Origin of the sequence: Tissierella praeacuta DSM 18095 (assembly GCF_900128955.1) — a bacterium.
GTDB classification, from domain to species: domain Bacteria; phylum Bacillota; class Clostridia; order Tissierellales; family Tissierellaceae; genus Tissierella; species Tissierella praeacuta.
Map to the genome: position 1 here is coordinate 155076 of NZ_FQTY01000005.1, position 23718 is coordinate 178793.

A 23718-nucleotide genomic window follows, 5' to 3' on the forward strand; every position below is an offset into this window, starting at 1 on the left:
CAGAAGAACTTTCCATCCTTCTGGTATCTTTATTTTGTCCTATTTCCCCTTAACTTTTTTAAGTCTAAAGAAATCTTCTCTTTCCTTTTCTTCTAATACTTCCTCAATATATTTAATAGTTGAAGTGTATTTAGGAATTTGAATTTTTTCTAGGGCATTAGCCCTTTTTTGTGTCTTTTTTATTTCCATTGCTAGTTTATATACTGAATTTTCTAGCTCTGCTAATTCATAGATAAGTTTTTTTATATCATTAAACTGTAATACAGCCTTATCAAAGGCTGGATTTGTTCTAAAAAATCCATATTCTGTGGTAAATGTAGTATCTTCCCCTTTTATAACTGGAACTTCTACACCCATGACTGATTTAAATAATATATGAAAATCCTTTTCCTTCTCAATAGATATGGCTATTTCCTCCACTGCTTCAGCACCCACAGTTATATTAGCTAGTTTTAAAGCTTCATAAGCTTCTTTAAATTCTATATCTATTCTTTCCTGTAAATCCCTAGCTTTATCTATTAAAGACATCATTTCTCTTATGAGAACCGTTCTCTTTCTATCTAATAATTCATATCCTTTCTTTGCAAACTGAAGGGAATTTTTAGATTTTATTAAATTTGCCTTTGTAGGTGTCAATTTATATACTGCCATCTAATCACCTAATTTCATATACTTTTCTATTAAGTCTGGTTTCAATCTATCTAATTCTTCCTGTGATAATAAAGAAAGAATTTTCCATGATAGCTCTAGAGTATTATCTATATCTCTATTTTCATTATAGCTTTGAGTAACAAAATTTGCCTCAAAGGCGTCTCCAAATTTCATATATCTTTTATCTCTATCAGACAAATCGTCTTCCCCAACTATTTGTGCCAATGCCCTTATATCTTGAACCTTTGAATATGCAGAAAATAATTGGTTAGATATATCTGGATGATCATCCCTTGTATATCCTTCTCCTATACCATCTTTCATAAGCCTTGACAAGGAAGGAAGTACATTTATAGGTGGATAAATGTTCTTTTGATGTAATTCCCTTGATAATACAATCTGCCCCTCTGTTATATAACCAGTTAAATCTGGTATAGGATGAGTTATATCATCATTGGGCATTGTTAAAATAGGTATTAATGTTACAGAACCTTCCCTGTCCTTTAACATACCAGCTCTTTCATAAAGGGATGCTAAGTCTGAGTAAAGGTATCCTGGATAACCCCTTCTACTAGGTACTTCTTCTCTTAAAGAAGAGACCTCCCTCAATGCTTCACCATAGCTAGTTATATCTGTCATTATAACTAAAACGTGCTGATTTTCTTCAAATGCAAGATACTCAGCTGCTGTTAGTGCTGCTCTTGGGGCTATTATTCTTTCCATTATTGGATCGTCTGCATAATTAATATACATGACTACTTTATTTTGAACTCCTGCCTTCTTAAAAGCTTCTTTAAAGAAAAATGCTTCATCATGTTTTACACCTATGGCTGCAAATACTATGGAAAAATTATTTCTTTCTTCTCCCTTTACTTTAATCTTTGCTTGTCTAACTATTTGAGCAGCCAATTCATTATGAGGAAGCCCTGAACCTGAAAATATAGGTAACTTTTGCCCCCTAATTAATGTAATAAGTCCATCTATAGAAGATATTCCTGTTTGAATATAGTCCCTTGGATATTCTCTAGATACTGGATTTATAGGTCTACCATTTACATTATAAAAATTATCTGAGTATATATCTCCACCCTTATCTATGGGCATACCTATACCATTGAACGTTCTTCCTAATATATCCCTGGATAAAGGTATTTCAAATGGTCTTCCTTCAAAGCTTACCTTAGTATTCTCTACAGAATGTCCCAAGGTAGAACCAAAGACCTGTACTACTACTTTATCTCCATCTATTTTAATAACTCTGCCTAGTTTCTTTTCACCTAAATTGTTTTCTACCTGTACTATTTCTCCATATCCAACTGCATGAACCTTTGATAGCTCAATCAATGCCCCTTCTACTTTATCTAATACTAAATATTCCTTTTTCATAGCTTCACCTACTATTTAGAATAATCTAATTCTAATTTATTGTAAAAATCATTTATCATATTGTTTAATTCCTCTATTTTACTAATATTATCATTAGGTATAGAGTATTTCATCTTTATAATCTCACCATAAACTTCTCCATTTCTAACTTGAGAAATAGGGATACCCTTTTTTATAGCTTGTAGACCTCTTTCATATAATAAGTCTATAGTCTTTAACATCTCTAATTGCTTCTTCAATGGTACATAGGTATCTTCCTTATGAAAAGCATTTTGTTGCAAGAACCCTATTTTAATTACCCTTGCAATCTCTAAGATTAATCTTTGGTCATCTGGTAGAACATCTTCTCCAACTAGAAGAACTATTTCAAGAAGTCTGCTTTCCTCGAATAAAAGCTTTAACATCTTTTCACGAAGACCTTCTACTTCTTCATTTAATTCCATTTCATAGAAGTTTCTCAACATTTCAGTATATCCACTATAACTATTTAGCCAATTAATAGCTGGATAATGTCTTGAATAAGCTAATTCCCTATCTAATCCCAAGAATACATTGACAAACCTCTTAGTATTTTCTGTAACTGGTTCAGAAAAGTCTCCCCCTGCTGGAGAAACTGCTCCTATAATAGTTACAGAACCTTCACTTCCAGATAAAGCCTTTACATATCCTGCCCTTTCATAGAACTGAGCAAGTCTTGAAGGAAGATATGCTGGATATCCTTCTTCTGCAGGCATTTCTTCTAATCTTCCCGATATCTCCCTTAGAGCCTCTGCCCAACGGGAAGTAGAGTCTGCCATTATAGCTACATGATAACCCATATCTCTAAAATACTCTGCCATGGTAATTCCTGTATATATACTAGCCTCCCTTGCGGCTACTGGCATATTAGATGTATTAGCTATAAGAACAGTTCTTTCCATTATAGGTTTGCCAGTTTTCGGGTCTATAAGCTCTGGGAAATCCTCTAGTACTTCTGTCATTTCATTTCCTCTTTCACCACAACCAATATAGACAATAATATCTGCATCTGACCATTTTGCTAGTTGGTGTTGAGTCATAGTCTTTCCTGTACCAAAGCCACCAGGGATTGCAGCTGTTCCACCCTTAGCTATGGGAAAAAATATATCTAATACCCTTTGTCCTGTGACTAAAAGTTTATCTATAGGTAATCTATCCTTAACAGGTCTTGGAATTCTAACAGGCCACTCTTGATACATTTTAAGGAATTGTTTATTTCCAAAACTATCTTCTAATTCAACTAATTCTTCTTCAATATTATATTCTCCATCTTTAACTACCTTAACAACCTTACCTTCCAATCCCATAGGAACTAGAAGTCTATGAGTAATTAAAGAAGTTTCCTGTACAGTTCCAAATGTTTGACCTTCTTTTAAATAATCTCCAACCTTTACATTTAATTTTACTTCCCATAGTTTTTTCTCATCTATAGATATAAGACCTATCCCCTCAGGTATAAAGCTGCCAAAATCATCTCTTATTTTCTTTAGTGGTCTTTGGATTCCATCAAACATATTACCAAGCATACCTGGTCCTAATTTTAAAGAAAGTGGTTTACCCGTTGATACTATAAGCTCTCCTCTCTTTAATCCCTCTGTTTCCTCATATACTTGTACTGTACCATAATCACCATCTATGGATATAATTTCACCGATTAACTTCTTATGTCCTACTAATACCATTTCCCTCATCTTAAATCCAGTCATATTTTCACCAAGTATTACTGGACCATTTATCATAGCTATTTTCCCCATTAAATTATCCATTTAAACCACCTGTCTTTTCTAGAGATGAATATAATCTCTTACCTATTAGGTATTTATTTTCTTCAATAATAGTTTTAAAGCTATTATCTAAATTATAAGATCTATCCTTATCTGATAATGTGAATCCTCCTATTATATCTGGTGAAATAAGGTTTAAGGATATATCTTTATTATTCTCCTTGCCTATATCAAGAATAAAATCTTCAAATCTTTCTTTATCTATCTCTGTAATACTTATAATAATTTCTTTTTCAGATACTTCTCTTATTATTTGTACAATTTTATTAAGAAGATAGCCTTCATAATCACTGGATAAAACAAATTTTCTTGCTCTATCTTCTAAAGAAGAGATTAAATCTCTTAAAACTTCTTCTCTTTTTTCAAGAATTTTCCCTCTACTTTCCCCCACAGCCTTTGAAACCATCTCATTTTTTTGGATTTCTGCTAAAATTCTCTTTCTTTTAATTATTTCTTCTTTCTTCTTTTCTAACTCTATTTTTTTCTCCTCTAGTATAGAGTTATTCTTAAACTCTAGCTCTTCTAATAGTTTCTTACATTTTGCCTCTTCTTCTTTAAATACTACTTTATAAAATATATCTAACTTATCCTCGAGAGTAATCATCCAATCACCACCTAAATTTTTATACCTATAGATTCCTTTATATGTCTCATTATAAAGTTCTTATCCCTTAGACCAGTTCTATCTGGAATAGTAGCTATGATTTGAGAGTTTCCAGTTCTTTTAAGATCTAATACCTTTTCTTTCATTTCTTCAAATATCTTTTCCGTTATAATGATAATACCAACATTTGGATCATGAACAGCCTTAGAAAAATAAAACTCAACATCTTCTTTTGTTTCTGCCAAAGCTCCCTCTATTCCAGCTAATCTTAGACCTATGATTGTATCCTTGTTATCACTAATTAGAAAGGATTTCATATTATAACCTTCCAAGGATTAAAATAGATACTATTAGACCATAGATGGCAATACCTTCTGCAAGACCTACAAAAATTAAAGTCTTACCTAATATACTAGGATCCTCAGAAACAGCTCCAAGAGCTGAAGAACCTACTACAGCAACTGCATATCCAGCACCTACTGTTGCTAAACCTGTTGATAATGCTGCTGCAATAAAGCCAAATCCTGATACTGATGATGTGCTAGCTGTTTCAGCGTTGATTATTCCTGGTACTAAAGTTATTATAGTTGCAACAAGTATTGGCAAAAATACATATAGATTTGTTCTTAAAACCTTCTTTAATTTCTTTCTATTACCTTCTACATTCTTATAAATCATAAAAATTCCAGTTCCTATGGTCATTAAAACCATTAAAGTTGTTGATATTAATATAAATTCCATTTTAATTCCTCCTAATTATTTAATATTCACAGGTTTAAATTCTTTACCTTCACCCTTATAATATCTACTGAATAGTTCATAGTATTGAAGTCTTAGACCTTGAATAAATACTATCAGTCCTTCCATACCTATGATAACAATATTACCTATAATGAGTACTATAATATTTCCAGCAGGGGTTCCTATCATATGTCCTATGGTTTCAAAGGCTATAAATAAACCAACATGGGTTAAAGCAAAGGCTCCCACCCTAATAAAAGAAACTGTACCACTTAACATACTAAGTAAAGTTTCTATAATAGAAAATACAGATTCTATATAGTATCCTGTAATATCTTCACCATGTAACGGACGTTTCCCCTTTATTAAATGAGTCAACGGCTGTTTAAATATCATAACTGCCATACATAATATAATGATTACTGCACCCAGTTCCATGGAAAGTATAGGTTTTTTCAAAAGATTTCCACCTATTAAAATAAGTAAACATAAATAGAATAAAAAACCTGCTAAACCTTCTTTTCCAAATAATCCATCTTCCATATCTTTTCTTTTGATGCTATTAATCATCCCATAGATATAAGATATAAGTATAAGTGCTATACCTACGAATATGGCTGATACTAAAATCGTATTAATATTTTCAAAGGGTTTGATAAGTAATGCTGGTATAATAGTTTCTATTCCAAATACTGCCCCATATAAAATACCAAATATCATAGAGCTAGCTCCTAACCTACTTAACAATCCACCGAACATCTTATTTTTGCGGCTTAATAGCATGCCTCCTAGTAATAATATAACTCCTTGTCCCAAATCTCCAAACATGGCTCCAAATAAAAACATATATGAAAGAGATAAAAATGGAGTAGGATCCAACTCATTATATGATGGCATTCCATACATCTTAACTAAAGACTCAAAGGGTTTAAATATCCAAATATTCCTAAGTTTCGTAGGAGGTGTTAAATCAGTTTCATCTTTAAATATTACCAATATATCCTTATATTCCTTCAACATTTCTCCTATTATTTCCTTATCCTTCTTAGACACCCAACCTGAAAGGTAGAAAAATTTATTGGATCTAGCCAATTCTTCCTTGATATCTTCAATCTTTTCCTTTGTTCTCAATTGATTTACTAAAGATATTATAGTATCTTTGTGAACTTCTCTTAAATTCCATAATGTTTTTTCTAAAGAATCTATATCTTTTTTCAGTCTCTCTTTTTTATCTCTTAAATACTCTATCATCTCAATAGGTGTTCCCTTATACTCATCTTGTACTTGAATTTCCTTGAAATTAAGGGATTTTAAAATTCTATTCATTTCTTCTCTTATATTGGAAGGATATAAAACTAAATATACTTCCCCTTCATTACCTGTTCCAGTATGAAGAATAACAGCCAAAATATTGTCATAGTTCTTCTTAAGTTTTATTCTATCCTCTTTAGATAAAATTCCAAATCTAAAATCGAAGTATGAAAGTTCCCGTAAGCTCTCTATAGGAGTATTTATATCCCTAATTTCAGAAAAATTCTTATAGAAATTTTCTATTTTTTCTAGTTCTTCTTTAGTTGATTTTAAAATTTCACTGGGTTCTTTTACTTCTTTATATATATTGTCTATAATTTGAGAGATTTCACCTATATCCATATTGTCTTTAAGATTAAGGTTCAAATAATTAGATTTTATATTTAAAACTTCTTCTAATTCTTCTCCTTTTTTTAAAAGCTCTTCATAGCCTTTGTCCCTGGAAAAGGATGTAATATAGTTTAAATCTATAACTTTTTCCAAGTTTTCATCCTTTACATTAAAAACAAAACTATTATCTTCTATTTGTGATAATGCAGATACTAAATTTACCTTGCTAGATAAAATTATATCCTTTAATACATTATCTACATCTGATATATTTCCAATGATATTCATCATAGTCATCTTCTCAACAGCCATTATTTATCACTTCCTTCTACTTTCCTTACTAAATAATCCTTTGTTTCATGTAAGGTCAATTGGTATTTCTTAGCTTCCAATATAGAGATAATATCCCTTATTTCATACTCTAAAAGATGGATATATGCTATAGATAAGTCTATGTCCAATTTCCCTTTTTTAAAAACATTTAAGAATTTATAATATAGATATCTCTGAATTCTTCTCTCCATATATAAATCCACATCTTTTTCAGTATCAAATAAAAAATCATAATCAGTATCTAACACTATTTTTCTTAATTTCTCTTCATTGGAATAACACATCTCTTTTAATTTCTTATAGTTAAATTCATATCCATGGGGTAGTGTAAAGTTTATCAACTCTTCTGGAAGTAATTTATAAAACTTAATACCTCTATAAATCCATTCAATATTTAATAAGTCTTCGTTTATTCCCAGGAGATTTTCAAATATAATTTTATCTTCCTTTTTTAAGTTTTGAGATTGAAATTTTAACTGATTAAAATATAATCTATCTAAATTCATTTCCATATAAAATATAATTTTGGTCTGTCCTTCATCTTTATATGGATTAAGAGCATTATAATAAATTGTACCTTTTAAATTTTCAATAAAATCTTCTAAATTAGAGGAATTCTTTATCTTCCTAATGTCAAAACTATAGTATTTTTCTTTTAGCACCCTTAGATTTTCTATTTTAGAGAGTTCTTCTTTTCTCTCAAATGCTCTTAAATATAGTTTCAAATCTTCTATCTCGTGCCTTAACATTAAAGTCCTGAAGAATTTTTTATATTCATCTGTAAAGTATTTCATTATCTTTTCAAATTCAGATATTAAATGATGTTTTAATTCTATCTCTACTTTTTGTATATCATTCAAATACCCTATACTGTTTAATTCTTCTTTATAAATGGTATTCTCCTTAAGATAATTTATTTGTTCTTCTGTATTTTCCTTTTCCATTAGACTTATATAATCTTTCCTATCCAGTAGATTTCCCCTTAGAACTCTTATCTTTGTATTTATAGCTGAAAATATTCTTACATTGCCCATAGCCTTACCTCTATTCTTTTCCTTTAATTAGGGAATTCCATAGGATATTGATTAGTTTATCTTTATTATTTTTATATTCCTTATCTATAGCTTTTAACATCTCCATATCCTGAGATTGTAAACTTCTTATTTCCGTTTCACCGTCTTCCATTATTTCTTTATAAATCCTTTCCCCTTCTAATCTGCCTTCTTCCACATATTCCCTTTCAATTTTTTGAAGAGTTTCTCTTAATACTTTTTCTTTATCCCTTATAATCTCCTCAGTTTTCTGCTTCATCCTAACAGTTTCTTTATCAATATTTATTATCTTATTGACAATCTCATCCATGGCTCATCACTCCTTGACTAAACTATTATACTCCTCTAATATCTTATGTAAACTTAAATAATTGCTCTATATAATCAATAAGAGTTAAAATAAATAATATATTAATTATCCATAATAAGACTTTCTTTACTTATCTTTCATTTTCTATTCTATTCTTTGATTTTCTCATGTTCTGATAAATGTTACAAATATTTAATAAAGTTTCTCCCCCTATAATTGTTTGATTAAAGGGAAAATAGATGGGTAAAATTAATAAAGAAAATATTAATATTTTCTTTAAAATAGTGTGTAAATTACTAAGGGGGTAGATTAAATGAAAATTAAAAATGTACTGGCTATTGTTTTGTTATTAACAATAGTAATTTTAACACCTATGGAAAATTATGCACAAAATGTTCAGCTAAGTATCAATGAAGAAATTGCAAAAGAAGTGATTGAAGAGATTAATACAGAATTAGGTACTGAATTAAGATTAGTCACTGCGGAAGAAATGGGGATTACTTCTGAGCAATTAGAAGAAAATCGAACTAAAGTATGGACCAATATGACAAGAAAAGAATACAAAGATTTTTTAATAAATTCCATCAATGAACTTAATCAATATTTGGAAGAAAATGAAACTAAAATTATTCCTCTAGAAGAAGAGGATGAAGTAATTCATTATGAAAGTAATCTATCAAGTACCAGAGTTGAAGTAGCTGGTGCAGCTGTAGACAGATATGCAGCTTATATTGCCTCTGGATATGGAATAAAACAAACCCTCGTTCACTTACCCGTATGGGATTTATTAACTAGTTTTAAATCAGAACCAGATGTTACTTCATCAATTCAGTTTAAAATGTCTAACTATAGAAGAAGTTCTCCATATGGAAAAAGAGATTTAGATATTACAGCTGAAGGTAGTTTTTATACAATTGATGGAACTTGGATAAGAAATGGTTCTACAACAAATAGTTTTAGAGCAAATGAAAGGTAATTTTTATCAACTATTTAGTTATAAGTAAGTAAAAAAATATTTAATAAAATTTAACAACTACCTAGGTAGTTGTTAAATTTTTGCGTATGAAAATTAAATCTTTTAATTGTATAATACAAATTTTTGAAGTTATAATTCTTCATAGTCGATAGCAATAATTTCTGGAATTAAATTATCCTCTTCATTAATAATTTGATTTAATACACCCCAAAACTTAATATTTGTATCTATTTTAAAGTCGCCCTTCTTATCACCAATATAAAGTATCTTGAAGTGTTCTTCATTAGAATTAGATGCATTGCTACTTATAATCATTTCATTGCTATCAATTATGGATATAATATAACCTTCCATATATAATGATGTCAATAGATTTATATTTCCTTGAATTATTTGTTCATAATTGGCAAAAATTGCTTTAGATTTAATATTTTCAATCATATTTTTATTATCTTTAGTTGTATTATCTATTTCGATTTCAAAGTCTTTTACAGAGATAATCGGTGAATTGGTAGCCTTATCAATTCCATCAAATATACCCCAAATTCTTATTGTTTCATTATTTGTAAGCAAATTAAATTTAGGTTCTCCTTTTCCAGTATATTTAATTATATACATATTTAAATTATCTATATTTTCAGTATTTGAGTTTCCATCAATTAAATACCCTTTTGAAGTATCTTCCATCAGATTTAACAATGTCCCTTTTATTGTAACAGCCTCTGATACCTTGACTTTATTATTCATAAAATCTTCAAATGAATAACTCTTTGAGTTAGATTTCACATTATATACCGTATTATTCCACTTATAGCTTATACCGATAATAATGGCAATCATAAATATTACAAAAAAAATAATTTTTTTCTTCATTTTTAACTCCCTCCTAGTAATCCCATTTTATCATAAAATTTAAAACCATTCCACTTTCTTTTCAATAAAAAACTTCATTTATAATCAGCATAAAAATGAATGATTTGCTCTAACTCTCCAGACTATAAATTATTTCTCCCACTTTACTTACACGATATCGTTTACTCTGTAAAACTTGACATACTAAACTTTAATGGGATATTTACTAGCATCTATAATATAATCTTTAACATCTCTATACTTCTATTATCTCTCTCCCTTTATATTATCATAACTATCTTAATATTTTTCCAGTATCTATTTTTATCTTTCCATATATTATTTGTCTTCTATAATTTAGTTCAAAACCTATGTAACATTTACAATATTATTTAGTATGTGTAAATTAAAATCTGAAAATACATAAATATTATAATTTAAATTGTTATTTAATAATATATAGATTTCAAAAAATTAAATATTCAGAAAGTCTTACCATTTACATTAAGATGCTTATAAAAATAGTGGACACATTTTTATATGTGTCCACTATTTTTATAAACTTATTCCTCGTTCAAATGCTTTAATATTTACTTCATGTACTCTTTCTGGAAGAAACTTTTTGATTTTACTCTTCCAATCTATATTTTCTAATCCTAATGCCTTAACTATAAGTCCTAGCATCACTATATTTTGTGATCTTGGTTCACCAAGTTCCTCTGCTATTTCTCTTGCATTTATGGATATTATATTATCTACCTTAGACCTTAGCTCTTCCATTATTCCTTCAGGATATTTTTCAAGCCCTGTTAATACTGGCAAAGGCCACATTTCCTCTTCATTAACTATCAATCTTCCATCTTTCTTTAATTGAGGTATATATCTTGCTGCTTCTAATTTTTCAAAGGATACCAAAACATCTGCTTCTCCTAGGTTTATAGTTGGTGAATATACCTTATCTCCAAATCTGATTTGAGTAGTAACACTACCTCCCCTTTGAGACATCCCATGGATTTCTGACATTTTTACATCATAGCCTTCTTCCAATAGTCCTTCTGATAATATTTTAGATACTAAAATCGTACCCTGTCCTCCAACACCTACTAAAAGTAAAGATTTTGTCAATTAAATCACCTCTTCCCCAAAAGATTCTATAGCATTAAATGGACATACTTGCAGACATACGGTACAGCCATTACACATTGCAGTATCTATGCTAACTACATTGTCCTTCATAGATATGGCTGGGCAGCCTATTCTCAAGCAGGTCTTACATTTTCTGCATTTTTCTTGATTTACTTGACTATATAAATTTGCTCTTCTCTTTTGTACATCTTTAATAAGTGCACAAGGTTGCTTTGTAATAATTACAAATGGTTCAGTAGCTTCCAAGGCATCCTTTATGGCATTTGTATTTTCCTCCATATTATATGGATCTATAACTCTTATATTGCTTTCTTTTACCCCTATGGCTTTTACTAATCCTTCTATGTCAATCTGTGGTGCTTCCATACCAGATATATTCTTGCCTGTACCTGGGTTTTCCTGATGTCCTGTCATAGCTGTAATTCTATTATCAAGTATTACAACTACCATATTACTCTTATTATATACTGCATTAACTAATCCTGTCATACCAGAATGGAAGAATGTTGAATCCCCTACGAATCCAAATACTTTCTTTTCTCTTTCTGCCATTTGATTAACCTTATCAAAACCAATACCTGCAGTAATTCCAGCACCCATACAGATTACCGTATCTCCTACGCCTAATGGAGGTGCAGAACCTAGTGTATAACATCCTATATCAGAAGTAACTATTACTTTGTTTTTATGCTTAGACAATGCATAAAATATTCCTCTATGTGGACATCCTGCACATAATGCAGGTGGTCTTGAAGGTACTTCTAGTTCTAATTTATGTCCCTCTTCTATTTTTTCACCTAAAATTGCTTGTCTTATAATCTGTGGATTTATTTCTCCACATACAGAAAATATTTCTTTACCAATACACTTTATTCCCATGGCTTTAATGAATTGCTCCATATAAGGCTCATTTTCTTCTATTACATATAGTTTGTCCACACCATCTGCAAACTCTTTAAATAATTTGTCTGGTAATGGCCAACTAAATCCTACCTTTAGATAAGAAACTGTATCTCCAAATACTTCCTTTGCATGAAGATAAGATGCACCAGATGTTATAATACCTATTTTCTTATCATTCCATTCAATTCTATTTAATGGGCTATTGTTTGAGTATTCCCTAAGTTTTGGAATTCTATCTGTTTCCATTTCTATATGCTTAGCCTTAGAATTTGCTGGTACCATTATGTATTTCCTAGGGTTCTTTTCATACTCTCTTATACCTACGTCAATTCTTTCTCCTAATTCTACTACACCCTTACTATGACAGACTCTAGTAGTCACCTTAAATAATACTGGAGTATCATAGGTTTCGGATATTTCAAAAGCGTGTTTTACAAAATCTTTACATTCTTGACTATCTGATGGCTCTACCATAGCTACTTTTGCATGAGGTGCAAAGAGTCTGTTGTCCTGCTCATTTTGAGAACTATGCATACCTGGTTCATCAGCTGTAACTACTATAAGTCCTCCATTTACACCTTCATATGCAATGGTGAATAATGGATCCGCTGCTACATTTAAGCCTACATGTTTCATTGCAACTAAGGATCTGGCTCCTGCAATAGATGCACCTGAACCAACCTCTAAAGCAACTTTTTCATTTGTAGACCATTCTGAATATATTTCATCATAACTAGAAATATTTTCAAGAATTTCAGTACTTGGTGTACCTGGATATGCTGCTGCTACTAAACATCCTGCTTCATAAGCTCCTCTTGCAATAGCTTCATTACCTGTTAAAAGTTTCTTCATGGAATCCCTCCTATCAAATATAGTACAACTACATTATATCAAATATACTTTTAATTGTACTAAGTTTTTTAATTTCAGGTAAATATTTTAACAATTCAATCTTTTAATCCAATCTTTAAACATATTAATATCTATATCAGTTACTATATCTATATTCTTTTCATCATCAGAAATATTCCTATATTCTAATAACAACATGCCTAGACTTTTATTATTATCTAATTCTATAGATAAGCAAAATTTTGTCTTATTAACTAATTGTGGTAAGACCATAGCTGCAAGGGCTACTACATCATGAATTGCAATGACCTTATCACCACAAAAACATTCTCTATTATGTATTAAAAGGAGAATTTCCGCTATTAATTTACTATGAATATTATTAAAGCTCTTAAAATAATCTATATCTTCAATAGTTAAAAAAGCCTTTCTAGTTATATCTAGTCCTACCATAGTTATAGGTATTTTTGATTTAAAGACTATATCTGCTGCATGAGGGTCTACATACATATTAAACTCAGATGATGGTGTAATATTTCCTCTTCCCATTGTTCCACCCATAAAAGTTATAGATTTAATTAGTGGTACTATATTAGGATATTTTATTATTGTTTTTGCAATATTAGTCATAGGTGCTAAAGCAAGAATTTCTAGATTGCCATCATATTTTTTAGCTTCTTTATATATAAAGTCAGATACATCTATTTTACAAAATTCTCTATTAGATTGTTGTAGTACCAGTTCCCCTATACCAGTTTTTTTATTAGATAAGCTTCTCTCTTTAATTAAAGGATGTTCTGAACCAATTACAACTGGTAATTCCCAATCTATTGTATATAGTAAATTCAATGCATTTTTGCTAGTATTTTTTAAACTAGCATTTCCAGCTACAGTTGTTACTCCTACTACTTCTATATCTTGTATTTTATTAGCCAATATCAATGCCATTGCATCATCTAATCCTGGATCACAATCTATAATAATTGGTCTTACCATAAATATCCCCCTAGCCATTAATTATTTCTCTAAATAATCCATAGTTTTTGCTCCACTTTTTAGTTCCCAATGTAATACAAATGTTAATACTACCCTAAGTATTGCTACTGCTGCAAGTATAATAAATTCATCTATTGTTCTTATTACTACTGTTTTTATAATCTCTGCTGCTAATTTAAATTCTAAGCTCAAGGACATTGCTTTGGCAAAATCAATAGCTACATCGTCATCTTTAAAATCAAATCCATTTTTTACAAACTGAAATATTCCCCTTAAAGCTGCTATTGTAATTATAAACACCCCAATAGATTCTAGTGAACCTGTTATATATGGGATTATCATTTCTAAAAAATGTTCAATTATCAATTAACTCTCTCCTCTTTTGTAAAATATGCTAGGGGGAAGGTTCCAAGATTTTTTACCTTTCTCCATATTATATTTTAACATAAAGGTATTAATTATGTTAGTATATAATTGGGAAGAAAGCAAAATGGTATAATGGGAGATGATATTTTGATTAAGGTAATATTCGATTGTGATAATACTATGGGATTGCCAAATAAAGATGTTGATGATGGTTTAACTTTAATGTATCTATTAGGTAGTAGAGCCATAGAGCTAGTTGGTGTAACTAATACCTTTGGCAATAGTAATATAGAAGATGTATTTGCGGCTACAACTAAATTATTTAGGGATTTAAACATTACAAATATTCCATTAAATAAAGGCTCAGCACAGAACTGTAATAGAAGAAGTGAAGCCTCTAAATTTCTCGTAGATATGGTCAATAAATATCCTAATAAAATCACTATATTAGCAACAGGTTCCTTATCCAATCTATATGGTGCATATCTTCTTGATAGTGATTTCTATAAAAAGGTTAAAGAAATCGTATTGATGGGAGGGCTTACTCAGCCACTTATAATCAATGGTAAAAAATTAAATGAATTAAATTTCTCTGTTGATAATGAAGCGAGTTATAATGTTCTATACTCTGGAGCAAAAGTAACAACTATGACAGGTCATATATGTTTACAAGCAGAATTTAAAAAAGAAGAATATAAAAGATTGATGAATAATAAAGATATACCGTCTTATATATATATTAAAGAGAATTCCTATGCTTGGTTTGAGTATTTTAGGGAATTATTTAATACGGAAGGGTTTTTCAATTGGGATATAGTTTCAGCTATATATATAACAAATCCTGAACTATTCAACGATAATTTTAAATCCATAGTTTCAACTGTAGAGGATTTAAAAACTGGTTTCTTGAGAATAGATGAAGGAAATAAAAAAGGAAGTAAAATAAATATCCCTACAGTGATAAAGGATATAGAATTATTTAATGAATTGATTTTTGAGGCTTGGAAAAATATAATTATAGGGTGATTTAATTTATGAATTTTAAAAAATTTATAGCATATTTTTTACTTGGAGCTTTTAGTTTTTATACTCTCTATTTTTTTATTATTTTACCTAAATATGAAATCAAACAAAGTCAGTTTTTTATAAGAAGTATAATTTTAATTATTTTGGTATTAATAATCGATAAATTTATTATAAAAAAAATAAAATAACAAAGGGGACTATCCCCTTTGTTATTTACTTATATAAACTCTATTATTTTATCTAAAGAACTATATACATCATTTTCATTAATTGCTATAAAAGGTATTTCTATTCCAACTTCCTCCAGATAATCTTTTAATTCCTCAATGAATACACCTGACTCTTTAATCTCTTTTAAAGTCTCAAGAATATTTTCCAATTCACTATTGTTTGACATTTCTCCTCTGAAGTCTCCAGAGCAAGTATAGTTAACTCCACAACTTGGGCTACCATCTATTCCCACAACTCCTAAAATTTCATATCCTGCATCCATATAACTTTTAGTCTGTTGAACTATTGGTCTAAGCATTTCTCTACATTGTTGTCTATAAAATAAAGTATCAAATTGTTCCTTTACATGACCCCATCTTTTTATTCCATATATAATCATTTCCGGACATGGAAGTTGAATAATACCAATATCTTTCTCCCCAATAATATCTATAAACTCCTTAAAAATTCCTCCATATTGGCTAAGCCCTTCAACTTTGGAATTAGCATTAATTATACAGTGACAAATTAATATTATCTTTTTATTTCTTTTCAATTTACTATCCTCCCTAGCCATTAAGTAGTTATAGACCAATACAATGCTTTTTCTTTAATTTTAAATATACCTCTTGTCCCAAAGCATAAAGTTCTAAATCATTAAATAGCACATCAACTTTCAAAAAAATAGAATTAATATCAACTGTATATCTTATAATATTACCTTGAGGAAGTATATCAGTAATTTTACCGAAAATAAAATATGAATCTTTACAATTTTCCATTTCAATAGGAGATATTTCAATAGTCTCTGGTCTAATTACAATTCTTGAATAAGCTGGGTATTCTTGATTTATTAGCTTTGAAAATTGATTCCTTTCCAATATATTGTAATTGCCAACAAAGCTTGCCGTAAAAATACTCTTGGGATTACTATATATTTCAAAGGGACTTCCTGATTGTTCTATAACTCCATCCCTCATTATATGAATTGTATCTGACATAGTCATTGCTTCATCTTGATCATGGGTGACAAATATAGATGTCATATTAAGCTCCTTGTGTATTTCCTTTATTCTAGATTGTAAAGATTTACGAAGCTTTGCATCTACTGCACTCAAAGGTTCATCTAATAATAGCACCTTAGGTTTAGTAACAATACATCTTGCCAATGCTACTCTTTGCTGCTCTCCACCTGAAAGCTGATATGGATACCTCTCTTCATAGCCTTGAAGATCAACCATTTTCAACGCATTTTTCACTAAATCATCAATAGTATCCTTTTTAACCTTCTTCATCCTAAGACCAAATGAAATATTATTATATACATCCATATTGGGGAAAAGACTATATTGTTGAAATATCATTCCAATATTTCTCTCCTTAGGATTTCTAAAGGTAATATCTTCTCCATCTAGAAATATTTTTCCACTTGTTACACCTTCTAATCCTGCAAGGCAACGAAGAAGCGTACTTTTCCCACAACCAGAGGAACCTAGTAATGTAACAAATTCTCCCTTCTGAATTGAAAGATTGGTATTTTTAAGAACATGATTTTCACCATAGTATTTTTCTATATTTTCAAAAACAATATATGCCATATTTATCTCCTTAATTTACTTAAATCATCTATCAACAATAAACTAAAGTTAATCTAAGTTTTAATATACTTTTCTTAGAAATTGACCGTTATAATATATTTTTAAGAATCCTATTTCTCTAATGATTTTCTTGCATTATTTACATAAGACATATCAATAATATTTTCATATCCAATAGGATTTTTAATAATTCCTTGATCTAAGCAAAAACTTTCAATTGCATTATATCCTTCTTCAGAGAAGAAACCATCATTAGAAAGTGATCCTCTCAATATGCCAACAATTTCAACTAAATCCCTGTCCTCAAACATAGGAGAAACTAATTTTGCAAGTTCCTCATCAGTATGTTCTGCTTGCCAAGCCATAGCTTTTATAACAGCATTTACAAATTTCTGAATTGTTTCAGGATTTTTTTCTGCAAATTCCTTAGTAACTGTAACCATTTGTGATTCATAGTATTTAGAACCATAAAGTGCCTCATGTTGTGCAGGATCAGATGTATTAATCAAAATATTAGCGTCTATATTTTTTAGCTCATTAATATGAATTCCATCAAAAAACGATGCTGCTATACTTCCTTGCTCAAGTGCAGCTAAAGCAGCTCCATATTCCATATTAATCCATTCAACATCATTTTCAGAAAGTCCAGCTTCTTCTAGTGCAGAAAGAACAAATGAGTAGGGAGCAGATCCCGGCATACCAGCAAAAATTGCCTTCCCTTTTAACTGTTCCACACTTGTGATTTCAGAACTTCCAGCAAAAATATACTGCTTATTCTTAACTGTTGAAATAATAATTTTAGATTCTAATCCTTCTTCAAAGGCACGAAGTACTGGTTCAGTAGACAGCATACAGAATTGTGAATCTCCTGCATGCATACCTTGAAAAGCTATTGGACCATCTTTAAAAACAACCCATTCAGTATCTAATCCCTCTTCCTTAAAATACCCTAACATTTCAGCTGCGTATACAGGAATCCAAGATTCACCTCTCATTTCAGATATTACAACTTTAGTAAGATCAGAATCCTTAGAAGTATTCTTTGATGTACATCCAGTAAACATTCCAGCAACTAAACAAACCATAAGCACAATAAGTATTGATTTTTTCATTTTTTGCCTCCTTATTTAATTAGATTTTATGTATTTCTTTCATGGTGTAGAGATAATCTTGTAACTGCTCTCCAACGCAGTAAATATGCCTCAACTTTATCAAGAATAAGATTGAGAATAATACCCACTATTAACAAAATAAAAATACATGACATAACACGAGCAATTTTAAAATATGATGATGCATAGGCAATCATCCATCCAAATCCTGCTGAAGCCCCCATAAACTCTCCAATGATTGCACCAATTAAAGAAGCCCCTACACCATTACGAATACCAGCTATTATCCAAGGCATACTAGATGGTAATACAACATGGTACAGTGTTTGTATTGTTCCAGCTCCTAGTAAATTTGCAGATTCAATAAGCTTAGGTTCTACATTTTGAATGCCTGCATAAGTAGAGAAAAAAACATTAAAAAATACCATCAATGATGCAAGAAATATCTTTGATGTTAAACCTAGTCCAAACCACAATATATATACTGGTGCTAATGTAAGTTGGGGTACACCATGAATGGCTGTAATTATGGGTAAAAAAATTTTACCTAATGACTGTACTTGTCCAAATAATAGTCCAACAGAAATTCCTACAATAGTACCATAAAATAATCCAGCAAGGGCTTCTCGCAAAGTTATAGATGTGTGTTTTACTAAATCTCCACTTAAAAAAAATTGCTTTAAATCTAAAATAATCTGGCTAGGATAGCTTGTAAAAATAGCATTATAAAATTTAAGTCTAGCAGCTATCTCCCAGAAAGATAGAAATAAAACAATAATTAATATTCTTATAATAAGTACAAAATTATTTTTTTCTTTATTCATAATCACCATCCTTTCATTATTGATCTAAGATTGTCTAATATTGTCAATGATATACATATAATAATCTATGAATATAATATATTAAAGTATTATTAAAAAAAACAATAGTAACTTAATTACTATTGTTTTTTTTAATAATATGAATTATTTAATCTTATGATATTATATGGCTTCAATAGTTCCTCCATAAAATCTATATTCAAATACTCCTTTATCTTCTCAAAGGTATCCCTATTTTTTATTTCTTTCTTAGGGTCATGGTACTCCACATAAGCATAGGCACACCATCCTAGTGCCCTTAGATATAGATAAGGTGTATATAGCTGTACTCTATCTCTAATATCCTTATCCTCACCCTTTAATCCATTAATATAGTTTCTAAAAAATTCTTCTTTCTCACCATTACTTAATATATAATTTGTTTTCCACAATGTAGTAGTAGGCGAAAGAAACTGAGTTAAATCTTGAGCAGGGTCACTAATAACTGGCTTCTCCCAATCTATTAAATAAGAGTTTTCTTCTCCTATAATAAAATTATGAGAATTGACTTCCGTATTATTTATTACATACCAGGGATTATCTATAAAATATTTTTCTTTATCTTTGTTAATCTTTGCCCAATCTAGAAACTGATAAAAGAAAGATTTAATTTTTTTATCTACTATGGTACTATCCCATATATTGGCAAGAAGCCGTTCTCCCTCATTTATCCGAGCACTGAATATATTTTTCTCTATTATAAAATGATTATCTGGCCTAATCTCTAAGGAATGAATCTTAGAGAATATCTTTGCCGCCTTATTTAAATCCTTTCCATAATCAAGAGGTACTCCTTCTAAGAACTCCATAATAAGTATTCCATAATCAAAAAACAGCTTTGAGCTATCTACAAAAAATACCCTGGGAGTTACAGAGGAACTTTCCAGATATTTTAAAGAATTAAATTCATACCCTATTTGATTATCAATTTGTAACTGACTTCCAGTATTTACTCTAAACACATATTTATTGGGAAAAGACTCTATTGTAAAATTAATATTATATTCACCTTGAGCTAAGAATTTCACTTCAAAATCATCAGTTAAATTAAGTTCCTTTAGTATTGTTTTCCTGTTATTATTAATATATTGTTTTATCTGTTCTATCAATTCTTCCTTTAACAAACCTTTCACCCCAATCCCTAATAAATTCTACTGTATTTAAAGCTACTTCTTGATTTTTATTAATCTTCAAAAATGTAAATAAATCTTCTTTTGTATCTATATCCATATATTTAGCAGCAAGTCCTATAGATAAGCTTTCATTATTAGCCATATCTATGGTAGATTCTAGGACTGACTTTCCTCCCCATCTTTTTCCTATATTGAATAAAACCTCATTTGGTTTTTTCATTCCAATTAAATAATATCCTCCATCATAGGATGGTCCTAAGACTATATCATTTTTACCAAGTATATGAAAGGCATGAAGTATATCTCTATACCTAATATGGGGTATATCTGAACCTATTAATATTACTTTCTCATATCCTAATAATAATATATCATTTATTGCATTAGACATCTTATTCCCTAAATCTTCCCCTCTTTGGGAGAAAGTCTTAATATACTTGGGTATTATACCTTCTATAATATCTAATGAATTTTCAGGAGTATAGGTAAGGTAAATATCTACTTCATTTTTTAGTTCTTTAAATGTATTAAATAAATCTTTTAAAAAAGCCATATGTAACCAAGCACATTCTTCTCCAGACATAATATCCATTAATCTTGTTTTAGTTTGTCCTGCTATGGGAATTCTTGTCATAAGTATTAGTGCATTATTCATTATCTCACCCGCTTATATATTTTAGCTAATTTATCTGTTGGGGTACCTAATATATATAGTATCTTTATTTTATGCATCAACAGCAATGTCCTTAGTTCCCCATCCTTTTTAAATCTTCTAGCCGAAGTTCCTATTTTCTTATCTAGAACCTTCATTCTTCCAAGTTTATGAATTCTACAGGAAAATTCCCAATCCTCCATAAGTTCCATATCCTTATATCCATTTAATTTTTCAAATATATCTTTTCTCATAAATATGCCTTGATCACCAAATATCAACTTTAAATATTTAGCTCTTCTATTAGATGAATTTGCTACATATTTCATAAATCTTGTATGTAGATCATAGAAATATAGCTTAAAGCATCCTCCTATATATCCTTTTTCTATAGTCTTTTCTATTTCTACTATACTATTTTCATCTAGTTTAGAGTCCGAATGAATAAACCATAATATCTCACCTTTTGCCATCTTTGCACCTGTATTCATTTGTCTTGCTCTACCCTTTGGACTATTTATGACTATAGCATATTCTTTTGAAATATTCACAGTTTTATCAGTACTTCCACCGTCTACTACTATTATTTCTTTATCTCCATTTAACTTAATTAAATTTTCTAAGTTTTCCTTTATAGTCTTTTCTTCATTCAACACAGGTACTATTATGGATATCATGGTTTCACTTCCCTTTAAATATCTTTATGCCTTCAATGTTTATATCTATTGATATCTTGTCCCCTACTTTATATATTTTAGAGGTTTGAGATATTACCTTTAACTCCATTCCTCTCACTAAGATTGTATAATAAACTCTTTCTCCTGCATATTTCCTAGATAATATTATTCCTTCTAGTTCAGTTGTTCCTTTTGGATAAATTTTGATATCCTCTGGTTTTATCATTGCCTTTGAGTTTTCTAAATCTTCCATTTCTATGGAGAAACTAAGTAGATCAGAAACAAATATACCATTTATTATCTCACAGCAAATATAGTTTTTATCACCAAAGAAATCTGCCACTTCTATTGAATTTGGTCTTTCATATAATTCTTCTGGAGTGCCAAATTGTTTAATCTCTCCATTTAGCATAATAGCTATCTTATCAGATGACATTAAAGCTTCTTCCTTATCATGGGTAACTAAAATCGTTGTTATATTTAGCTTTCTTTGTATTCCTAAAGTAAATTCTCTCATATCCTCCCTAAGTTTTGTATCTAAACTAGAGAAAGGCTCATCAAGTAAAAGTACCTTTGGCTCTATGGCTAAGGCTCTTGCTAATGCTACCCTCTGTTGTTGTCCTCCTGAAAGCTCATTTGGATATTTTTTATTATATCCCTTTAGTTGTACTAGTTCTAGCATCTTTTCTACTTTAATACCTATGTCTTTCTTTGATACCCTTGACATTTTAAGACCGAACCCTATATTTTCTTCCACATTTAAATGAGGAAATAATAGGTAGTCTTGAAAAACTATTACAGTCCCCCTCTTTTCCACAGGACTATTTGTTATATTATCTTCTCCAAGAAGTATTTCTCCACTATCAGGTTTAATTAATCCTGCTATTATTTTTAAGGTAGTAGTTTTACCACAGCCAGAAGATCCAAGTAATGAAACTACCTTTCCTTCTTCTACTTCAAAATTAATATTATTTAAGACCTTTATTTTATTAAAGGATTTTTCTATATTTTTCAAGATAATTTTAGACATATCTATACCCCTTTAACTGAGCCTTATAAAATTTTTTTGTAATCTTTTCTAGGATAATTAAAAATATTAAAGTAGTAAGTATAAAGACTATACTATAAACGGAACCCATCATCCTATCTCCACTTTGAATATAAGGAAACATCAGCATTGAAAAGGTTATTATTCGTCCTCCCCCTATTAGAAATGTAAGAAAATATTGACTAAAGGATACTATAAAAACCATACTTCCTGCTGATATTATTCCAGGAAGGAGCATGGGAAAAGTTATATGATAAAATACTTGGAAACCATTAGCACCTAATACCTTAGCCTGTTCCTCCATTTCTTCACCGATTATCTCAAAAACACTCTTAAGTATTCTAACACCATATGGGATACAAGGTATAAGATGTATCAACACTACCCCTAAAAAGGTATTAGCAAGTCCTAGTTTAATAAATTGAAGATGTATCCCCATAGCCACTGTTACAGTAGGCACTATAACTGGAGCAAAAATTAATATCTCTATTAATTTTTGTCCCTTAAATTTGTAAAGAGCTAATGCTTTTGCTGCAGGTATGGTTATCATCAAAGCAATTATCGTAACTGTAAGAGATAGAAATATACTAAATAACAAAATAGGTATACTATTAGATGACGGGGTAAAAAAATATATCCATCCTCTTAACCCAAAGTTCTCTGGAAATAATTTTGGCCATGGCCAATTCTTTGCAAAACTCCATATAAATATAACTATCAAAGGCAATAATAAAAAACTTAGAAATAGTCCTACTATTATTTTATATCTCAATTTCGTTTTATCCTCC

The 23718-nt window shown here is 29.9% G+C and carries 25 protein-coding genes; 2 read left to right on the forward strand and 23 right to left on the reverse strand.

Features of this window, described 5'->3' with window-relative positions:
• Positions 1-39: 39 nt before the first annotated feature.
• The 9 genes from BUB33_RS07805 to BUB33_RS07845 are packed head-to-tail and all read right to left on the reverse strand — an operon-like array spanning position 40 to position 8520.
• Positions 40-651, reverse strand: coding sequence for a V-type ATP synthase subunit D (locus BUB33_RS07805; protein ID WP_072975117.1), 612 nt, complete (start codon positions 649-651; stop codon positions 40-42).
• Positions 652-2037 (reverse strand): V-type ATP synthase subunit B, encoded by a 1386-nt coding sequence (locus BUB33_RS07810; protein WP_072975119.1) that lies wholly within the window; start codon positions 2035-2037, stop codon positions 652-654.
• Positions 2038-2048: 11 nt separating this feature from the next.
• Entirely contained in the window at positions 2049-3821 is a 1773-nt protein-coding gene (locus BUB33_RS07815; RefSeq protein WP_115322107.1) for a V-type ATP synthase subunit A, read from the reverse strand.
• A complete protein-coding gene (locus BUB33_RS07820; RefSeq protein ID WP_072975122.1) occupies positions 3814-4443 on the reverse strand; it encodes a V-type ATP synthase subunit E in 630 nt (209 codons plus the stop codon). The genes BUB33_RS07815 and BUB33_RS07820 overlap by 8 nt, the downstream gene beginning before the upstream one ends.
• 11 nt (positions 4444-4454) lie before the next feature.
• A complete protein-coding gene (locus tag BUB33_RS07825) occupies positions 4455-4760 on the reverse strand; it encodes a V-type ATP synthase subunit F (RefSeq protein ID WP_072975124.1) in 306 nt (101 codons plus the stop codon).
• Position 4761: 1 nt separating this feature from the next.
• Entirely contained in the window at positions 4762-5184 is a 423-nt protein-coding gene (locus BUB33_RS07830; protein ID WP_072975125.1) for an ATP synthase subunit C, read from the reverse strand.
• 15 nt (positions 5185-5199) lie between these two features.
• The gene (locus tag BUB33_RS07835) at positions 5200-7137 is read right to left on the reverse strand and encodes a V-type ATP synthase subunit I (protein ID WP_072975127.1); all 1938 of its coding nucleotides are present in this window, start codon (positions 7135-7137) and stop codon (positions 5200-5202) included.
• Entirely contained in the window at positions 7137-8192 is a 1056-nt protein-coding gene (locus tag BUB33_RS07840; RefSeq protein ID WP_072975129.1) for a V-type ATPase subunit, read from the reverse strand. Before BUB33_RS07840 ends, BUB33_RS07835 begins: the two co-directional genes overlap by 1 nt.
• Positions 8193-8202: 10 nt before the next feature.
• A complete protein-coding gene (locus tag BUB33_RS07845; RefSeq protein WP_072975131.1) occupies positions 8203-8520 on the reverse strand; it encodes a hypothetical protein in 318 nt (105 codons plus the stop codon).
• Positions 8521-8833: 313 nt separating this feature from the next.
• Between BUB33_RS07845 and BUB33_RS07850 the strand changes: the two genes are divergently transcribed.
• The gene (locus tag BUB33_RS07850; RefSeq protein ID WP_072975133.1) at positions 8834-9496 is read left to right on the forward strand and encodes a hypothetical protein; all 663 of its coding nucleotides are present in this window, start codon (positions 8834-8836) and stop codon (positions 9494-9496) included.
• 129 nt (positions 9497-9625) lie between these two features.
• Here the strand turns inward: BUB33_RS07850 and BUB33_RS07855 are convergent, their stop codons facing one another.
• The 5 genes from BUB33_RS07855 to BUB33_RS07875 form a co-directional block, all read right to left on the reverse strand.
• On the reverse strand, positions 9626-10369 hold the full coding sequence (locus BUB33_RS07855) for a hypothetical protein (RefSeq protein WP_072975135.1): 744 nt from the start codon (positions 10367-10369) through the stop codon (positions 9626-9628).
• Between the two features lie 534 nt (positions 10370-10903).
• Positions 10904-11473: an indolepyruvate oxidoreductase subunit beta gene (locus BUB33_RS07860; RefSeq protein ID WP_072975137.1), complete on the reverse strand. Its 570-nt coding sequence runs from the start codon at positions 11471-11473 to the stop codon at positions 10904-10906.
• A complete protein-coding gene (iorA, locus tag BUB33_RS07865) occupies positions 11474-13249 on the reverse strand; it encodes an indolepyruvate ferredoxin oxidoreductase subunit alpha (protein ID WP_072975139.1) in 1776 nt (591 codons plus the stop codon).
• Between the two features lie 87 nt (positions 13250-13336).
• Positions 13337-14245 carry a nucleoside hydrolase gene (locus BUB33_RS07870; RefSeq protein WP_072975141.1) on the reverse strand — a complete coding sequence of 303 codons (909 nt, stop codon included), beginning with the start codon at positions 14243-14245 and terminating at the stop codon, positions 13337-13339.
• Between the two features lie 21 nt (positions 14246-14266).
• Positions 14267-14611: a DUF1622 domain-containing protein gene (locus BUB33_RS07875; protein ID WP_084725278.1), complete on the reverse strand. Its 345-nt coding sequence runs from the start codon at positions 14609-14611 to the stop codon at positions 14267-14269.
• A 132-nt stretch (positions 14612-14743) separates the two neighbouring features.
• Here BUB33_RS07875 and BUB33_RS07880 point away from each other — a divergent pair, with 132 nt between their 5' ends.
• Entirely contained in the window at positions 14744-15637 is an 894-nt protein-coding gene (locus BUB33_RS07880; protein ID WP_234950016.1) for a nucleoside hydrolase, read from the forward strand.
• A gap of 217 nt (positions 15638-15854) precedes the next feature.
• On the opposite strand, the gene BUB33_RS07890 is transcribed toward BUB33_RS07880, so the two are convergent.
• From BUB33_RS07890 to BUB33_RS07930, 9 genes are all read right to left on the reverse strand, one after another.
• Positions 15855-16403 carry a CD3072 family TudS-related putative desulfidase gene (locus tag BUB33_RS07890; protein ID WP_072975149.1) on the reverse strand — a complete coding sequence of 183 codons (549 nt, stop codon included), beginning with the start codon at positions 16401-16403 and terminating at the stop codon, positions 15855-15857.
• Between the two features lie 28 nt (positions 16404-16431).
• Positions 16432-17445, reverse strand: coding sequence for an ABC transporter ATP-binding protein (locus BUB33_RS07895; RefSeq protein WP_072975151.1), 1014 nt, complete (start codon positions 17443-17445; stop codon positions 16432-16434).
• Positions 17446-17555: 110 nt separating this feature from the next.
• Entirely contained in the window at positions 17556-18557 is a 1002-nt protein-coding gene (locus BUB33_RS07900; protein WP_072975153.1) for an ABC transporter substrate-binding protein, read from the reverse strand.
• Positions 18558-18583: 26 nt separating this feature from the next.
• The gene (locus BUB33_RS07905; protein ID WP_072975156.1) at positions 18584-19381 is read right to left on the reverse strand and encodes an ABC transporter permease; all 798 of its coding nucleotides are present in this window, start codon (positions 19379-19381) and stop codon (positions 18584-18586) included.
• Between the two features lie 131 nt (positions 19382-19512).
• Positions 19513-20544, reverse strand: coding sequence for a phosphotransferase (locus tag BUB33_RS07910; protein WP_072975159.1), 1032 nt, complete (start codon positions 20542-20544; stop codon positions 19513-19515).
• Positions 20501-21208, reverse strand: a complete 708-nt coding sequence (locus BUB33_RS07915) for a TIGR04282 family arsenosugar biosynthesis glycosyltransferase (protein ID WP_072975174.1) — start codon at positions 21206-21208, stop codon at positions 20501-20503. Before BUB33_RS07915 ends, BUB33_RS07910 begins: the two co-directional genes overlap by 44 nt.
• Positions 21208-21882, reverse strand: coding sequence for a TIGR04283 family arsenosugar biosynthesis glycosyltransferase (locus BUB33_RS07920; RefSeq protein WP_072975177.1), 675 nt, complete (start codon positions 21880-21882; stop codon positions 21208-21210). The genes BUB33_RS07915 and BUB33_RS07920 overlap by 1 nt, the downstream gene beginning before the upstream one ends.
• Positions 21883-21886: 4 nt before the next feature.
• Positions 21887-22912: an ABC transporter ATP-binding protein gene (locus BUB33_RS07925; RefSeq protein WP_072975179.1), complete on the reverse strand. Its 1026-nt coding sequence runs from the start codon at positions 22910-22912 to the stop codon at positions 21887-21889.
• The gene (locus tag BUB33_RS07930) at positions 22905-23702 is read right to left on the reverse strand and encodes an ABC transporter permease (RefSeq protein ID WP_234950017.1); all 798 of its coding nucleotides are present in this window, start codon (positions 23700-23702) and stop codon (positions 22905-22907) included. The genes BUB33_RS07925 and BUB33_RS07930 overlap by 8 nt, the downstream gene beginning before the upstream one ends.
• Positions 23703-23718: the final 16 nt, after the last annotated feature.

Coding starts and splice junctions, on each gene's coding strand:
- BUB33_RS07805 (WP_072975117.1), bottom strand. CDS start 651: ATGGCAGTATATAAATTGACACCTACAAAGGCAAATTTAATAAAATCT.
- BUB33_RS07810 (WP_072975119.1), bottom strand. CDS start 2,037: ATGAAAAAGGAATATTTAGTATTAGATAAAGTAGAAGGGGCATTGATT.
- BUB33_RS07815 (WP_115322107.1), bottom strand. CDS start 3,821: ATGGATAATTTAATGGGGAAAATAGCTATGATAAATGGTCCAGTAATA.
- BUB33_RS07820 (WP_072975122.1), bottom strand. CDS start 4,443: ATGATTACTCTCGAGGATAAGTTAGATATATTTTATAAAGTAGTATTT.
- BUB33_RS07825 (WP_072975124.1), bottom strand. CDS start 4,760: ATGAAATCCTTTCTAATTAGTGATAACAAGGATACAATCATAGGTCTA.
- BUB33_RS07830 (WP_072975125.1), bottom strand. CDS start 5,184: ATGGAATTTATATTAATATCAACAACTTTAATGGTTTTAATGACCATA.
- BUB33_RS07835 (WP_072975127.1), bottom strand. CDS start 7,137: ATGGCTGTTGAGAAGATGACTATGATGAATATCATTGGAAATATATCA.
- BUB33_RS07840 (WP_072975129.1), bottom strand. CDS start 8,192: ATGGGCAATGTAAGAATATTTTCAGCTATAAATACAAAGATAAGAGTT.
- BUB33_RS07845 (WP_072975131.1), bottom strand. CDS start 8,520: ATGGATGAGATTGTCAATAAGATAATAAATATTGATAAAGAAACTGTT.
- BUB33_RS07850 (WP_072975133.1), top strand. CDS start 8,834: ATGAAAATTAAAAATGTACTGGCTATTGTTTTGTTATTAACAATAGTA.
- BUB33_RS07855 (WP_072975135.1), bottom strand. CDS start 10,369: ATGAAGAAAAAAATTATTTTTTTTGTAATATTTATGATTGCCATTATT.
- iorA (WP_072975139.1), bottom strand. CDS start 13,249: ATGAAGAAACTTTTAACAGGTAATGAAGCTATTGCAAGAGGAGCTTAT.
- BUB33_RS07870 (WP_072975141.1), bottom strand. CDS start 14,245: ATGGTAAGACCAATTATTATAGATTGTGATCCAGGATTAGATGATGCA.
- BUB33_RS07880 (WP_234950016.1), top strand. CDS start 14,744: ATGGGAGATGATATTTTGATTAAGGTAATATTCGATTGTGATAATACT.
- BUB33_RS07895 (WP_072975151.1), bottom strand. CDS start 17,445: ATGGCATATATTGTTTTTGAAAATATAGAAAAATACTATGGTGAAAAT.
- BUB33_RS07900 (WP_072975153.1), bottom strand. CDS start 18,557: ATGAAAAAATCAATACTTATTGTGCTTATGGTTTGTTTAGTTGCTGGA.
- BUB33_RS07905 (WP_072975156.1), bottom strand. CDS start 19,381: ATGAATAAAGAAAAAAATAATTTTGTACTTATTATAAGAATATTAATT.
- BUB33_RS07915 (WP_072975174.1), bottom strand. CDS start 21,208: ATGAATAATGCACTAATACTTATGACAAGAATTCCCATAGCAGGACAA.
- BUB33_RS07920 (WP_072975177.1), bottom strand. CDS start 21,882: ATGATATCCATAATAGTACCTGTGTTGAATGAAGAAAAGACTATAAAG.
- BUB33_RS07925 (WP_072975179.1), bottom strand. CDS start 22,912: ATGTCTAAAATTATCTTGAAAAATATAGAAAAATCCTTTAATAAAATA.